We start from the raw sequence: 15,131 nt of genomic DNA, 5'->3' as shown, positions 1-15,131 counted from the left end.
ATAGAACATAGAAGTAATTTCTATATTAGCCCTATCATAGAATATATGTAATTATAAGATTTTGGAGATGATGAGTTTCGTAGATTAACGGTAATAAAAATATCTGCATTTGAGAAAATAGCTAAGTTCTATTCTATGAAGAAAGTAATAAAAATAGGTACAAGAAGAAGCCCTTTGGCTCTAGTACAGACAAATTTAGTAGTCGACCAAATTAAAATTCATTACCCAAACATAAATTGTGAAATAGTCCCAATAATTACCTCTGGTGATTTGATTAAGGATAAAAATCTGTATGATATAGGTGGCAAAGCTTTATTTTTAAAAGAAATAGAAAATGCTCTTATAAATGGCAAAATTGACTTAGCTGTACATTCCTTAAAAGACGTACCTTGCAAACTACCGTCAGAATTGATGATATGTGCTGTACTTGAGAGCGAAGATGCACGGGATGTATTTGTCTGCTTAGATTATAAATCAATAGAAGAACTGCCTTTTGCTAGTAAGGTAGGTACATCTTCAGTGCGTAGAAAAGTCCTAATACAAAGAAAAAGACCTGATTTAAAAATTGTTACTTTTAGAGGAAATGTTGATTCAAGAATAAAAAAATTAATGCAAGGTGATGTTGATGCAACTATTTTAGCTTATAGTGGTTTAAAAAGATTAGGACTATTTGATACACAATATTGCCACTTAATAGAGACAAAGGAAATGTTGCCCTCTGTAGGACAGGGTGTTATAGCGATAGAGATAAGAAAAAATGATAATAAAATGCAAGAAATATGTAATAAAATTAACCATTTTGAAACATGGGAACTAATGCAAGCTGGAAGGGCATTTTTGGAATATTTAGATGCAGATTGTAAAACTCCTATAGCTGCTTATTCAACGTATATAGGTAATGATATTCTTACAGAGTTTATGCTTTCTGATTTTGACGGTAGTAAAATAGTTTTTCATAGTGACATTTCTAATCCAAAAGATTGCAAAAATTCTGGCATACAGGCTGCAAAAACTTTGATGTTAGCTATAGTGAATTGAGGAGAATTTGGTAACGTCGTCTTCGATCCCTCGCCTATTATATACTGCTCGTAAATGAAGAGTCGATATACGAAGATCAAAATCATGATAGTAGCAGGAGTCAAAGGGTCGAGGTGCTAGGCGTACTACATTAGTACGTGGCTACCTACGATCCCTGAAGACGACAACGCAATTCTTGATTTTCATCGAGTATATATAGGTGTCGCTCCATCGCTCCTGCTACTCAATTCTCTTCAATTGACTATAGCTAAAACCTTCTTACGCGAATTAGGGATAAGAATTAACTAATTCTTATCCCTAATTGGGGTTTCTTCCCGACTTCCGCATTTTTTAATAAGGCATAAGCTTAGAAGGGTCATAGTGCTGGGGTTTTTAAATTTTAGGCACAACATTATTTTGTTATTTTAAATATATTGCAGCATGGTCTGAACGTTTGATGTTAAAGGTTTTATAGATTTTTCTAGCTTCGTTTTTTATTGCACTTGGTAGTCTATAAAGATCACCAGTCTTTGTATGTCTTGAGATTGAAGCCTGTACTGATATTAATAATTCAACGATGTTAGTGACACTGATCTTTTGGGTCAGAGCAACCTTGTATTCTATAGTTTTAAGCACTGCAAAACTCATATAACACACAGCTATGTGTGCTTCTATCCTTTGTTTAGTCCAGTGAAAAATTGGACGCATTTGTAAATTATGTTTATTGATTCTAAATTGCTCTTCAATTACCCATAATCTAGCATATTTTGCTATTGCTTCATGTGGAGTTATAGTCTGGTCATTGGTGATTACCCCATGCATGCCATCCCACAACGCATCCTGCTCTATCTTCTCTGCGTCAATATAGCTCTTGCCATTTTCACTAGAAGTATATTTTTTTACTCCACTATTAGATATAAGTTTTTTAGTACTACCAAACTCACCAATAGTCTTATTAATTTTATCTAAAATTTTTTGTCGCTCCTGTGCATCATTAATAGCCCTTTTAGATTTATAACTGGTAATTAGACGTTTACCATCATGCTCTAGATCGGCAATCCAAGTAAGATCATTGCCTATAACAGTAGGCTTATAGTTTTCCTCTGATAATATTTCTTCTTTCTTTTCTTTCTTGAGTGTTTTAAGCTTTGCTGCCACAATATAACGATAACCACCTTCATCGAGAGCTTGCAAGTTAGCTTTACTAAACATTGCACGATCAGCAATAAAACAGACATCTTTAACTTTAAGATACGCTTGCCAGCTGTTAATTGATTTAATTAAGGTGCTAACTTCTGCGGTATTACCACTAAACAGCTCATAGCCAAGTGGTAATCCATCCTCATTAGTTGCTAGGGCAAGAACTAGTTGGGTAGTATTAAAGCGATGATCTTTACTATAGCCAAAGGCTCTTAGCTCATCTATTTCTACTGATTCAAAGTATAGTGTAGTAACATCAAAAAATACTAGGCTAATCTCTTTATTAGGAATCAGGGTTAGGGTGTTTTTAAAGCATAATTCTTTAATTTTAGGTATTTGCTCATGTAATTTGTCTATCATCCAATAAGTAGCATCTAGATCATGATGCTGGTCAAATTGATCGCTTAAATACTCAACTATCCCTTTTTTACTATCTGGCCTTACCATGCGGGCTAACACTAAATCCTTCAGCATCCCAGCGTCACGTTTCCTTGCTAGTAACTGGTTAAAATGCATTTGATCATAAACATGCCCTCCTATTTGATGCACTCCTTCAACAACTCGCTTGACTTCTACAACCTCATTTAGTTTTACTTCATTAACAGGTAGAATATCTTTTAACTGCTTGTTAGTTGGACGACCTCTTTTAACCTTGTTAGTATCATCAGTAAACAAATTCCCCTGCCCAGTTGCAGCTTCTCTCTCAGCTTTAATCTTGGCAATCAAATCTTGTGCTAGGGCAACTAATTTAGCTTCTTCTACTTCATCTACGAAGACTCCTAAATGACGTACTATACGCTGTTTGACGTTACCTTTACTATCACGATAACCTTCTACTATTTGGATAGATTGCCTTGGACTATTAGGACTTTTTTTACGACGTATGTACATATTAGGGCTATAAAATATGGGGCTATATTCAATTAATTAAATAATAAACAACATCGCAGTTAAAGTCAATAATAAAATATCTACTAGGCACAACAGAACGAGAATACCACTTCACCTCCTTACTAATGCCACTTATAACAACTAATATCAAAAAATCTGCGGAAGTCAGGTGCTACTCAATTCTCTTCAATTGACTATAGCTAAAACCTTCTTACGCGAATTAGGGATAAGAATTAACTAATTCTTATCCCTAATTGGGGTTTCTTGGGTTAACTTAGAATTATTCTTAATAGCATTTCATTATTAATTCGAACTGGTTATCATTAGAAGGAATAATTTTTGTACTAGTATTGTAAATAATTGGATCATTAATTTGCTCGTGACCAAACCTATTAGTCTTAAATACTGGAATTTTTAAGGTTGCTGCAAAATCAGTAAGAACAGTAATGATATTCTTACCATCACCTCCACAAGTCCCAAATATTATAGCATTTACATGATCTAGCAGCCTTGCTTGTTTTAAATGATATAAAATACGATCTAGCTGATATGGTTTTATGTCAACATCTTCCAAAAAAAGAATCTTATCTGCTGTTTTTATTTGCCATGATGTACCGATAGATGTTTGTACAATGGTTAAATTACCACCAGTAAGATTACCTGTAACAATTTTGCTAGATTTTGCAACAGGGTTGATTGCTGATAACCCTTTAATTTTAGCTAGAATTTCTTTACTAGAAATTATTTTTGCTATTTTTATAAAATTCTGATGATCTCTTGTTGGATTAAATATTTCAATGATTCCGTTACCATGAATTGTCTTCCATCCCCATTCTTGAGAAAAGAAAATATGTAAAGCCGTCATATCACTAAACCCTATAAAAAACTTTTCCTTTATAGGTTTTTTCATGCGTTGTAAGTCAGGAATCAATTTTGCTGAACCATATCCCCCGCGAAGTGTCCATACTACGTCATTTGATTGATCCAGTAATGCGTTTTCTAAACACGATAACCTTGTTTTATCATCGGCAGAATGGAATAAGCTTTTTCCTCCAAAGCAACTATTTGGAATATCTAGTTTTAATGAAGTAATATTTTTTAAATTAGATAATAATTCACTGCTTACCCCTGAGGCAGGAGCAACAACAGCAATTTTTGTATCTTTCAATAAGCTAATAAATTCCTTATTATTTTTGTTAAAGTCTAGATTCGAAAATGCTGATAATAACATAAAAACAACTGGTAGGAGGATTATACGAATTGGTAACATAATAACCTTATTTGAAAAATTTATGATATGGATGGTTTTCTGTTATAGTCTGAATTTTATCATTAATTAATTTGATTATACACGATAAAAGTTATGCACTAAGTAAAAATTAGTCAATGGCATCAATATTTTTTCTATTTACAATTAAGATATTAATAAGATTTAATCAATACTTTAAGCAATTATGGAAATATATTTGTTTGTTAATAAGATGTAAAATTAAGTTGAACATGGATTTTACAAAATGATTATTCATTTTTTATTCACAAACTTATCCACAATACTTTTATATTATAGAGGACTATACATAGTTATATGCAGCAATTCCAAAAGTTGCCTAATTCTTTATATTTTCAATTATTTCTGTTGTTAAACCACATTCTCTTCAATACATCATCTTTTCTTACAAAATGGTGATAAAAGGCAGCTAAAGTATGCAGAGCAATTAAAGCACAGAGAATAAATGCTGAAAATTCATGCATTTTGTAAAATATTTTGGCAAATAATGCATTCTGAATGAATGAAGTGATAGTAAACAGTCCATATATGTCAATGTTACGACCTGATAGAATGGTCATTAACACACCACTGATTGGCATTATAAACATTAAAAGATAGAGTATATTGATATTTAAGGTAGCGGCATTTTTTTGCCATTTTGGTAAATCACTTGGTAAGATTACTCTGATATTAATTAAACGCCATAGTAATCTTATGGATACTAGTAATAATACCATCACGCCTATAGCCTTGTGGGAGGTGTAAATTTGCTGTTTTACACCAGGATCTTCTATGTTTTGCATAGAAAAACCAACTATAATCATTGACACTATCATAACTCCAACTATCCAATGTAGAAGTTGTGTAACTAAACCATAGGAATCTTCAGTGTTTTTAATAGTCATATTCAAACCTACAACATAGATAAATAATTTTAAGTATATTCAAGTTTCTATCTTAATGTTAATATTTTTTTAGTTAGCAACTGTAAAATTATTATTCACTAAAGCTAATTTTAGTACTTGATCTATATTTGACACTGATAAAATTTCCAAGCTATTCTTTATATTCGGTGGAATATCCTTTAAGTCCTTGATGTTCTCTTCAGGTATTAATACTGTTTGTATACCACCTCGGCTAGCAGCCAATAATTTTTCTTTTAGTCCTCCAATTGGTAACACTGTACCCCTTAGGGTAATTTCTCCAGTCATTGCCACAGTTCTTTTGACTGGTATTTTGGTCATAAGTGAAACAATAGTGGTAAATATTGCACATCCAGCAGATGGCCCATTTTTTGGAATTGCACCAGCCGGTACATGTAAATGGATATCAAGGTCTTTGTAATCTTCGTACTTCAGTCCAAAATTATTAGCTCTAGAGCGGAAACAACTATAAGCTGCTTGAGCGGATTCTTTCATTACATCCCCAAGCTTGCCTGTAGTTTTAATATCTCCCTTTCCAGGGAATGACAATGCTTCAATGGTTAATAGTTCTCCGCCAACTTCTGTATAAGCAAGCCCCGTGGTACTGCCTATTTGGTCTTCTTTCTCAGCTAAACCAAAATTATGTTTTCTAGCACCTAAATATTCTTCAAGATTTTCAGATGATATTGATATGCTTTTTACTTCTTTGTTACTCAGAATCCTTTGCAATATTTTTCTTGTAACAGAGCTAATTTCTCTTTCAAGCGATCTTACCCCTGATTCTTTGGTATAATATCTGATTAACTCTAAAATTGCTCCATCATCAATAGTTAGCTCATTTTTCTTCATTTGATGTAGTTTCAATTGCTTTGGTATTAAATAATTTTTAGCAATTTGTGATTTTTCTTCTTCAACATAACCAGAAACATTAATGATCTCCATACGATCTAGTAAAGCTCTTGGCAAATTATAAGAATTGGCTGTTGCAATAAACATTACTTCTGATAAATCATATTCTACTTCTAAATAATGATCAACGAAATGGCTGTTTTGTTCAGGATCCAAAACTTCAAGTAAAGCAGATGCTGGATCACCTCGGAAATCAGAACCCATTTTATCAATTTCATCTAATAACATAACAGGGTTATTAGTTTTAACTTTTTTAATTAAGTTTATGATTTTTCCTGGCATAGAACCAAGATATGTTTTTCTATGACCTCTAATTTCCGATTCATCTCTAATGCCGCCAAGAGCAAATTTAGTATATTTCCTACCCATTGCTTCAGCAATTGACTTGACCAGTGATGTTTTTCCCACTCCTGGAGGACCAATTAAGCATAGTATAGGTCCTTTAATTTTTTTAGAGCGTTGTAATACTGCTAAATATTCAATGATGCGATCCTTGACTTTCTCAAGACCAAAATGATCCCGATCCAAAATTTCTCTAGTTTTATTTATATCAGTTTTACTATTATCAAATTTTCCCCATGGCATAGCTAATATTGTATCAAGATAGTTACGAACAACTGAGGATTCACCTGACATTTGATTCATAAGCTTTAGCTTTTTCAGTTCTGATTCGGCTTTTTCTTTTGCTTCTTTTGAAAGTTTTAAGGTCTTAATCTTTTTTTCTATATCAGAGAAGTCAGATTTATCCTGCTCGAGTTCTTTTTGTATAGCTTTCATTTGTTCGTGCAAGTAATAATCACGCTGAGTTTTTTCAATTTGTTTTTTTACTCGTAGTTGTAAAGCTTGTTCTGCTTCCATTTGAGCCATACTAGATGTCAATGTATCTATTATAGTTTTAATTCGTGTTTGAGGTTTTGTTTCTTCTAATAAAGTTTGTTTTATTAGTAATGGTGCAGTCAGATAAGAGGCTAGCACATTAGTAATATAACTAAAATTTGTCGGATCTTTGGTTAGTTCATCAGCTATTGTTTCTATTATTTCTGGATTAATTTTTTTATGATTCTTGGTATATTTCATAAATAACTCAATGACAATTGACGTAGAAACTTTTAAAGCTTCCACATCAATTACCTCTTCATCTTGTAGTATGCTATATTCAGCTTCAAACATTTCTTTATTAGTTATGTTATGAAGTTTAACCTTCTGCATTGCTTCAACAAGAATTTTTGCATTATTTTGTAACCTTACTGTTTGTATAATTTTAGCAATTACTCCTGTAGAATGAAGATCTTGAATATCTGGAGTGTCTTGATCTTGTTGTTTTTGTAACACCAATAATATATATCTATTAGTATCTGTAGATTTAGTATTCAGTAAGGCTTTTAGAGACTTTGTCCTACCGACAAATATGGGAGCAACCATGCCGGGAAATATCACCATGTCTTTTAATGCGAGTAGGGGTAATTTTTCTTTATTTGTCATACTAAAACCTTGAAAAATTTATATACTAAAGGGATTGTTAACTATATAATGTTGCCGTGCTGGGATTTCAAGCTACATTTATTTTGTATATGCATTTATCACCTCAATCTCCAAATATAATATCAATAGCAAGTAATAGGGTAAAACAATATCTTCATTTGACTCCAATAGTCCAGTCTGAAACTTTAAATGAAATGCTGGGGCATAAAATTTTCTTTAAAATAGAATCGTTGCAAAAAACTGGAGCATTCAAGGTTAGAGGGGTATTAAACCATTTATTAGAGTTACAAGAACGAAATCGTTTACTAGATAAAATTGTTGCATATAGTACAGGTAATCATGGAATTGGTCTTGCTTGGGTAGCAAAAATTCTTAATCTGAATGCAAGAATTTATTTGCCCAAAGATACTTCTCCAATTAAGCAACAAGCAGCAAGATATTACGGAGCAGAGGTTATACTGACCGATACTAGGCAAGTGGCAGAAGATAGGGCAAAAGGTGACATAGAAAATGATTTCTACTATTTGCATCCTTCTGATAGTGATTCGAGTATAGCTGGAGCTGGTACTATGTGTTATGAAGCCTTGCAACAACTGGGGTTTAGCCCAGATGCTATTTTTGCTTCTTGTGGAGGAGGTGGATTACTTTCTGGATCATATTTAGCAAAAAAATTACTGTCTCCATCCAGCTTGCTTATAGGTTCAGAGCCGGTTAATGCGAATGATGCTTTTTTATCTATTCAGCAAGGTTCAATATACAGATTTGCTAATTCACCACATACTATAGCAGATGGCTTGCGTACTTTAGCAGTTTCACCACGTACATTTAATTATCTAAATAAACTTGATGATTTCTTTCTTGCTGATGAATATTCTATATATTACTGGACCGCTTGGTTAACGCATTTACTAAAAATTGCTTGTGAACCATCATGTGCTTTAAATATGGTTGGAGTAGTTGATTGGTTAAAGAGACAATCAAAACCTAAGAGAGTTTTAGTACTTATATCAGGTGGAAACATTGATCCTGCTCTTTATCAGGAGCTTTGGAAGGGGAACTATCTATCTAATTTACCAAGCCCATTAATGTAACCTAGTTTACACGAATTGGGGCAAAAAGCACAACTGTTGAAAGTTAAAAAATCGTCATCGCAATAAGCTTTGCAAGCCCTAAACCGTCATTGCGAGAAGCCGCTGCAAGCGGCGACGCGGCAATCCATGATACGCGAAGCGTTACTCTAAAAAACAGCTTCGCTGTTTATCTAGATCGCCACGGCATCTGACGAGCCTTGCTATGACGGCTGTGTTTAATTTGTTTATACATATTCAATCATTACGCTCTTAAGTAGACGCCTCGCAATGACGATTTTTTAACTTTCAACAGTTGTGCTTCGCATACACAGACGATTGTTACAGAGCAAAAGCAAATTTTGACAACACATTTTGACAACAAAATTACCAAACAAAATCAGTTCGTAACACTCCCATTTTTTGCAGTACATATAAGCACATTACCATCAACTTGCACTATGCGAAGTAGATCTCCTTTATGTACTGATTTGATAGTATCTTTGCTGAGTTTAGCATTCATAATAGTTCCTGACCACAATACCTGTCCTGTTTCCCCTACTAGAAGTTTATTGCTGTATACCACTACTTCCTTACCAACCATATCAGAATATTCGTACTTATCATATTTCTTGTAAACATAAAATTTTAGCGGATACCATAAGGTAATCAGCCACATAAAAGAAGCAAAGCCAAAAATTATATACTGGTATTTTAAAAGACCCGGGTAATTGTTTAATATTATTGCAGTAGATACTCCACCTAGACCCAAAAATAAAAAACCAACATTTGGAATGTTAGCAAATTCTATAATTATACAAATAACGCCAGCGATCAACCACCATTCTACTATTGAAATTTCAGATAGGATCATAGGATACCTTCAACTAATATATACTGCAAAAACTTGAAGAATTGGTTTATCAATTCTTCAAGTTTTTGGGTAGAATAAGTCCTCAGCATCTTCTCACGTAGGCGGAATGACACCGAGGGAGAATTTAGTCATGAACAAATGTCTTTAAAAACATTATAACATTAGCTATATCTTGAGGTTTATTTAAACCAGCAAAAGTCATCTTTGTACCAGGTATATATTGACTAGGTTTATGCAAAAAATGAAATAAACTTTCTTCATCCCAAATTCCCCCTTTACTGGATAAAGCACTTGAATATTTATAATTCTCTGCTTTAGCTTTTTCTGCCCCAAAGATATTCCATAGATGTGGTCCAACCTTATTAGCTTTACTCTTATCAAGAGAATGGCACATTAGGCATTTTTTTGCTATCTCCCTTCCTGCTTCAGCATTAGCAGTTTTCATCAATTCTTCTATATTCACTGGTGCTTCTACGGCAACCTTAGCGTCAAGGTCACTATGAGAATCTTCTGTTACTTCTACACTATAACCTCGAGATTCAGGATGTAAAACAGGCTTATACAAAATATTTGTTATAAACCCTACCATCATTGCAATTAAACTGGCTAACAAAATAGAAGCAGCAATTTTATTTAATTCTATTCCAGACATATTTAGGTCGTCTCCGTAGAGAGAATATGTATTATCTTAGAACCATTTTTATACTGGAGCGGGTGAAGGGATTCGAACCCTCGACTTCGACCTTGGCAAGGTAGCGCTCTACCCCTGAGCTACACCCGCTTTTAAAAGGCTCACTTATATACTCGATGAAAATCAAGAATTGCGTTGTCGTCTTCAGGGTTCTTCGGTACTCACGTACTAAATGTACGCCTAGCACCTCGACCCTTTGACTCCTGCTACTATCATGATTTTGATCTTCGTCTATCAACTCTTCATTTACGAGCAGTATATAAAAACAAGTCATGAATATAAGGAAATACTGTAAAAAGATCAAGAAGAAATAACATAAAAAGAAATTTAATTTTAATCGTAGATGCTTTTAATTAACCTTTAATTCGATGTAAGACATTTTAATAGCCTATTGTGTCATTCCATAACTGTTGAAAGTTAAAAAAATCGTCATTGCGAGCAAACGTACGTGAGTGCGGCAATCCATGAAGCTTGTCATATAGATTGTTTCGTCGACCTACGGTCTCCTCGCTAATAGACAGTTTTTTAACTTTCAACAGTCGTGGGGTGAAATCATCCCTAATGGCAATGATTACTTGAGCCTACTATTAATTTTTTACATCGATACTTGAGGTTAATTAGATTACCCTACAGAAATGTAGAAAATCCTTGCTTAAAATAACTAAATCCACTAGAAATTATTACTTTTATCATGGAGCAAATATATGGGGCAAAAAAATAATCCTAATAACAGTTTGTTAGAAAAGCAAACAAATAATATTAATTATGATGATTTTCCTTATGAAAGTTTTCCTTTTACTTATACAAGACCGGAACATTTAAGAACTATTGGTCTATTATTTAACATGAAACCTCCTGCTATAGATACTGCTAGGATACTTGATATTGGTTGTGCTGAAGGTGGCAATATGATTGATTTTGCTGAAAGTTACCCAAAATCTTATTCTTTAGGAATTGATTTGTCAAAAGTCCAAATTGTTAATGGCATGGAAATAATTAAGAGTTTAGGTCTTAAAAATATTGAACTAAAACAATTATCTATACTAAATCTTGATGAGTCAGTTGGTAAGTTCGATTATATAATTTGCCATGGAGTAATCTCGTGGGTGCCTACTATAGTTAAGGACAAGATTTTTGAAATTTGCAATAAATTATTAAACCCCAACGGTATTGCCTTTATTAGTTATAATACTCTGCCAGGCTGGAATATGCAAAAAACTATCAGAGATATGATGATGTTTCACAGTAGCACCTTTACTGACAACCATAGTAAAATACAACAAGCTAGATTATTATTAGATTTTGTTAATGATTCTTTAGAAGGTTCAGATAATTCTTATTCTAAATTCTTACAACACGAAACTAAACTTCTTAAAACTACAAATGATTCATATTTACTACATGAATATCTTGGAGAAGAAAATACAGCTTTTTATTTCCATGAATTCATAAGTACAGCTAGAAAACATAATTTAAATTACCTTGGAGATTCTGCACTTTCTGCGATGTTTGTCGGTAATTTATCTGCCAAGGCTGCAGAACAATTACAAGCGATAAATGATATTGTTAGAACCGAACAATATATGGATTTTATCACTAATCGTAAATTTAGGACTACTTTGTTATGCCACAATAATGTCACTATAGATAGGAAAATTGAACCAAGTAAGTTAAGTGATTTTTATACTACTGCTAATATTATACCAGTAATACCTGAAAATGAAGTGGATATGAGTAATACAGTAGAAAGTTTAGGATTTCATTATAATAATAATTCAGAATCCCCTAATATTTCAACGTCTTCTCCTATAATAAAGGCAGTTTTCTATGTTTATGCTGATAATATTGGTAATCCTTTGACTTTGGATAAAATTTGTAAATTGGCTATGAAAAAATTAGAAAAATTACAGCTTAAAGATATTAGAGCAGAATTAGATCCTGTAATTATAAAACTAATGTTACAAGGGTACGTACAAATATTTGCAACAAAACCTCAGTCAGTATATGAAATCTCGGCAAAACCAAAAGTAAGTGATTTAGCAAGATATCAAGCTCAAAAATTAGACTCAACTAATTTGTTTGTGACAAATCGAGTTAATGCTGTTGTTCCATTGCAATTGCATGAAAAATATATTATTGAGCTATTAGATGGACACAACTCTATTCAGCAGATTGAAGAAAAAATATTTGAAAAATTTGCTTTTGGAGTATTAGTGGCATCTAATGAAAATGGTAAGATAAGCGACGAAAACCTTTTAAAGCCATTTATTAGTCATTATGTAGATGTTTGCTTGCAAAAATGCAAAAGAAATTATTTATTAATTGGGTAAAGTGATGTTAGTTGATAAAATTAAGACCAAAGTCGGTCATGAAGAGATAAATGTGATTATCGAGATTCCAATGCAAGATAGTCCTATAAAATATGAGATGGATAAGGAATCAGGAGCAATATTTGTTGATAGGTTTATGCAAACTGCTATGTTTTACCCATGTAATTATGGGTTTATCCCGCATACCTTATCAGAGGATGGAGACCCAGTAGATGTATTGGTTGTATCACATTATCCTGTCATACCTAGCTCTGTGATTAGGTCACGCCCTATTGGTGTTTTAATGATGGAAGATGAATCTGGATTGGATGAAAAAATTATTGCTGTGCCTAGCTCTAAACTAGATATTACTTTTGATTCAATAAAAGATTTAGATGATCTTTGCCCGATGTTGAAACAACGTATAGTACATTTTTTTGAACATTATAAAGATCTAGAGAAAGGTAAGTGGGTGAAGGTAACTGGCTGGGAAAATGCTCAAAAAGCTAAGGAGTTGATTAATGAAGGTATATTAAGGGTATCTACTAATACCATTTCCGAAAACTAATCATCACGTCGTCGTACTTCATGATCTCCGCTCCTCACGTACTAGTTGTACGCGAAGGTAGCCGACACTCGTACTCCGAGTAGCAATTTAGTTTTGGGAAATGGTATAAGATAGAAAATCAATAATTGGCATTTGCTTTATGACCGAAAACGATAAGGTGAAGAACAGTGCTTACATAACATCGAGGCGGCTTAAATGAAAGGCGAAGGATATACATTATTTCGTTCTGGAATTATAGTATCTGTCTTTACTTTAATCTCCCGTATATTTGGTTTGGCTCGCGAATTATTCATTGCTTCATTATTTGGTGCTGGTAATATTGCTGATAGTGTTAATGTTGCTTTTAAATTACCCAACCTATTTAGGCGTATTTTTGGGGAAGGGGCGCTTTCAGTCGTTTTTGTACCTATTTTTAATACAAAACTCATAGAATCTCGAGAAGCAGCACGCCATTTCACTGGCATTATCTTTACTATTTTACTTATTACTTTAGTGAGTGTGGTAGTGTTAATGCAGATTTTCATGCCATCATTAATGTTCATTATTGCTCCTGGTTTTCATGAAGATCTAGACAAGTTTAATTTGACAATTATTTTGTGTCGCATTACCATGCCATATTTAATTTTTATCTCGGTAAGTGCTTTACTAGGGGGAATTTTAAATTCAGTAAAAAGATTTGCAGCTTTTGCTTTTTCTCCGATCATTTTAAGTATTACTGTTATAATTACAACAGTAATATTACAAGAACATATATCTACTCCTATATCGATTAGTTTATCTTTGTTGATTGCTGGGTTATTACAAATTATCTTTATGTTTTTTTGTGTAATTAGGGTTGGTTTATCATTCCCACTAGTTTTTGACCCATGTAATAAAGATGTAAAAAAGTTTTTGTTTGGTATGGGTCCAGCGACTATTAGCTCTGGATTTCAGCAACTTAACTTATTTATCTCGCAATCAATAGCTAGCTTCATCGAAGGAACAATTTCAATATTATCCTATGCAGATAGAATATACCAATTTCCTTTATCTATAATAGGGGTAACTTTTGGTACTATATTATTACCAGAATTATCAAAAACATACCAAATGAATGATTTAGAAAAAGCAGCAAGGATTCAAAATAATGCTATTAAAGTTGGACTTTTATTATCTTTGCCAGCTGCGTTCGGTATTATCGCTTTATCAGAATCAATCATTCATGTAATATATGAGCGTGGAGCTTTTACTTATGCTGATACAATTAAAACTGCTGAAGCTATTTCCGGTTTTGCCCTTGGTTTACCAGCTTTTATACTTGCCAAAATTTTGATGCCTATATTTTATGCTAATAGTGATACGAAAACTCCTTTAAAAATAACATTATATTCTCTTACTGTGAATACTATATTAAATATCGTTCTGATGAAACCATATGGTCATCTTGGTATCGCTCTTGGCTGCTCTATTACCGCTTGGTATAATGTTTGGTTGTTATATATATATACAAAGAAGTATGGTCATTCTTTCATTGATTCAAAATTATACTTTTTTTGTGGCAAGATTTTATTCAGCTGCGTAATAATGGTACTAGTAATTTGGGTGATTAAGCACTATTGTTCTGAATATTATTATTCTGAATTGTTATTAGTAAAAACTTTTATGCTGGCAGCCACAATTTTATCTGGAACGATGACGTTTTTTCTAATGATTTATTATTTTAGACTTTATCCAAAATAATATATAGAAAGGTTTAAAATGCATTCGCAAAGCCGCTTTAAGAATACATTTTTCCTTACTTTGGCGATGTTTAGCTGAATCAGAAATAAAACGTCATTGCGAGAAGGTGCTTGCACCATAACTGTTGAAAGTTTACAAACACCTATACCATAGCGTCATTGCGAGCGTAAGCGAAGCAATCTAGGAAACAATCTATAGATAAATGATGTTA

Annotated in this window: 11 protein-coding genes and 1 tRNA gene; 5 read left to right on the top strand and 7 right to left on the bottom strand. The window is 33.0% G+C overall.

Annotated elements, in window-relative coordinates:
- Nucleotides 1-135 precede the first annotated feature (135 nt).
- Nucleotides 136-1,038 carry a hydroxymethylbilane synthase gene (gene hemC / locus ACFEL1_RS02825; protein ID WP_375331390.1) on the top strand — a complete coding sequence of 301 codons (903 nt, stop codon included), beginning with the start codon at nucleotides 136-138 and terminating at the stop codon, nucleotides 1,036-1,038.
- Nucleotides 1,039-1,437: 399 nt separating this feature from the next.
- On the opposite strand, the gene ACFEL1_RS02820 is transcribed toward hemC, so the two are convergent.
- The 4 genes from ACFEL1_RS02820 to lon form a co-directional block, all read right to left on the bottom strand.
- Nucleotides 1,438-3,108: an IS1634 family transposase gene (locus ACFEL1_RS02820; RefSeq protein WP_375331389.1), complete on the bottom strand. Its 1,671-nt coding sequence runs from the start codon at nucleotides 3,106-3,108 to the stop codon at nucleotides 1,438-1,440.
- Nucleotides 3,109-3,394: 286 nt separating this feature from the next.
- A complete protein-coding gene (locus ACFEL1_RS02815) occupies nucleotides 3,395-4,363 on the bottom strand; it encodes an LD-carboxypeptidase (protein ID WP_375331527.1) in 969 nt (322 codons plus the stop codon).
- A gap of 368 nt (nucleotides 4,364-4,731) precedes the next feature.
- Nucleotides 4,732-5,283 carry a cytochrome b gene (locus tag ACFEL1_RS02810; RefSeq protein ID WP_375331388.1) on the bottom strand — a complete coding sequence of 184 codons (552 nt, stop codon included), beginning with the start codon at nucleotides 5,281-5,283 and terminating at the stop codon, nucleotides 4,732-4,734.
- Nucleotides 5,284-5,352: 69 nt separating this feature from the next.
- Nucleotides 5,353-7,692, bottom strand: coding sequence for an endopeptidase La (lon, locus tag ACFEL1_RS02805; RefSeq protein WP_375331387.1), 2,340 nt, complete (start codon nucleotides 7,690-7,692; stop codon nucleotides 5,353-5,355).
- 89 nt (nucleotides 7,693-7,781) lie between these two features.
- Between lon and ACFEL1_RS02800 the strand changes: the two genes are divergently transcribed.
- The gene (locus ACFEL1_RS02800) at nucleotides 7,782-8,783 is read left to right on the top strand and encodes a serine/threonine dehydratase (protein WP_341761395.1); all 1,002 of its coding nucleotides are present in this window, start codon (nucleotides 7,782-7,784) and stop codon (nucleotides 8,781-8,783) included.
- Nucleotides 8,784-9,159: 376 nt separating this feature from the next.
- Here ACFEL1_RS02800 and ACFEL1_RS02795 read toward each other — a convergent pair whose 3' ends face one another.
- From ACFEL1_RS02795 to ACFEL1_RS02785, 3 genes are all read right to left on the bottom strand, one after another.
- Entirely contained in the window at nucleotides 9,160-9,633 is a 474-nt protein-coding gene (locus ACFEL1_RS02795; protein WP_375331386.1) for an NfeD family protein, read from the bottom strand.
- A 124-nt stretch (nucleotides 9,634-9,757) separates the two neighbouring features.
- Nucleotides 9,758-10,285 carry a c-type cytochrome gene (locus tag ACFEL1_RS02790; RefSeq protein WP_375331385.1) on the bottom strand — a complete coding sequence of 176 codons (528 nt, stop codon included), beginning with the start codon at nucleotides 10,283-10,285 and terminating at the stop codon, nucleotides 9,758-9,760.
- Between the two features lie 54 nt (nucleotides 10,286-10,339).
- A tRNA-Gly gene (locus tag ACFEL1_RS02785) sits at nucleotides 10,340-10,414 on the bottom strand.
- Nucleotides 10,415-11,028: 614 nt separating this feature from the next.
- Between ACFEL1_RS02785 and ACFEL1_RS02780 the strand changes: the two genes are divergently transcribed.
- The 3 genes from ACFEL1_RS02780 (at nucleotide 11,029) to murJ (ending at nucleotide 14,920) form a co-directional block, all read left to right on the top strand.
- A complete protein-coding gene (locus ACFEL1_RS02780; protein WP_375331384.1) occupies nucleotides 11,029-12,654 on the top strand; it encodes a methyltransferase regulatory domain-containing protein in 1,626 nt (541 codons plus the stop codon).
- A 4-nt stretch (nucleotides 12,655-12,658) separates the two neighbouring features.
- On the top strand, nucleotides 12,659-13,201 hold the full coding sequence (gene ppa / locus ACFEL1_RS02775) for an inorganic diphosphatase (RefSeq protein WP_341761391.1): 543 nt from the start codon (nucleotides 12,659-12,661) through the stop codon (nucleotides 13,199-13,201).
- Between the two features lie 195 nt (nucleotides 13,202-13,396).
- On the top strand, nucleotides 13,397-14,920 hold the full coding sequence (gene murJ / locus ACFEL1_RS02770; RefSeq protein WP_342278369.1) for a murein biosynthesis integral membrane protein MurJ: 1,524 nt from the start codon (nucleotides 13,397-13,399) through the stop codon (nucleotides 14,918-14,920).
- The last annotated feature ends 211 nt before the right edge of the window (nucleotides 14,921-15,131 follow it).

Origin of the sequence: Candidatus Tisiphia endosymbiont of Oplodontha viridula, assembly GCF_964264865.1 — a bacterium.
Classification (GTDB): domain Bacteria; phylum Pseudomonadota; class Alphaproteobacteria; order Rickettsiales; family Rickettsiaceae; genus Tisiphia.
Note: the sequence above shows the minus strand (reverse complement) of the source record. Positions and strands in the feature narration are given on the sequence as shown.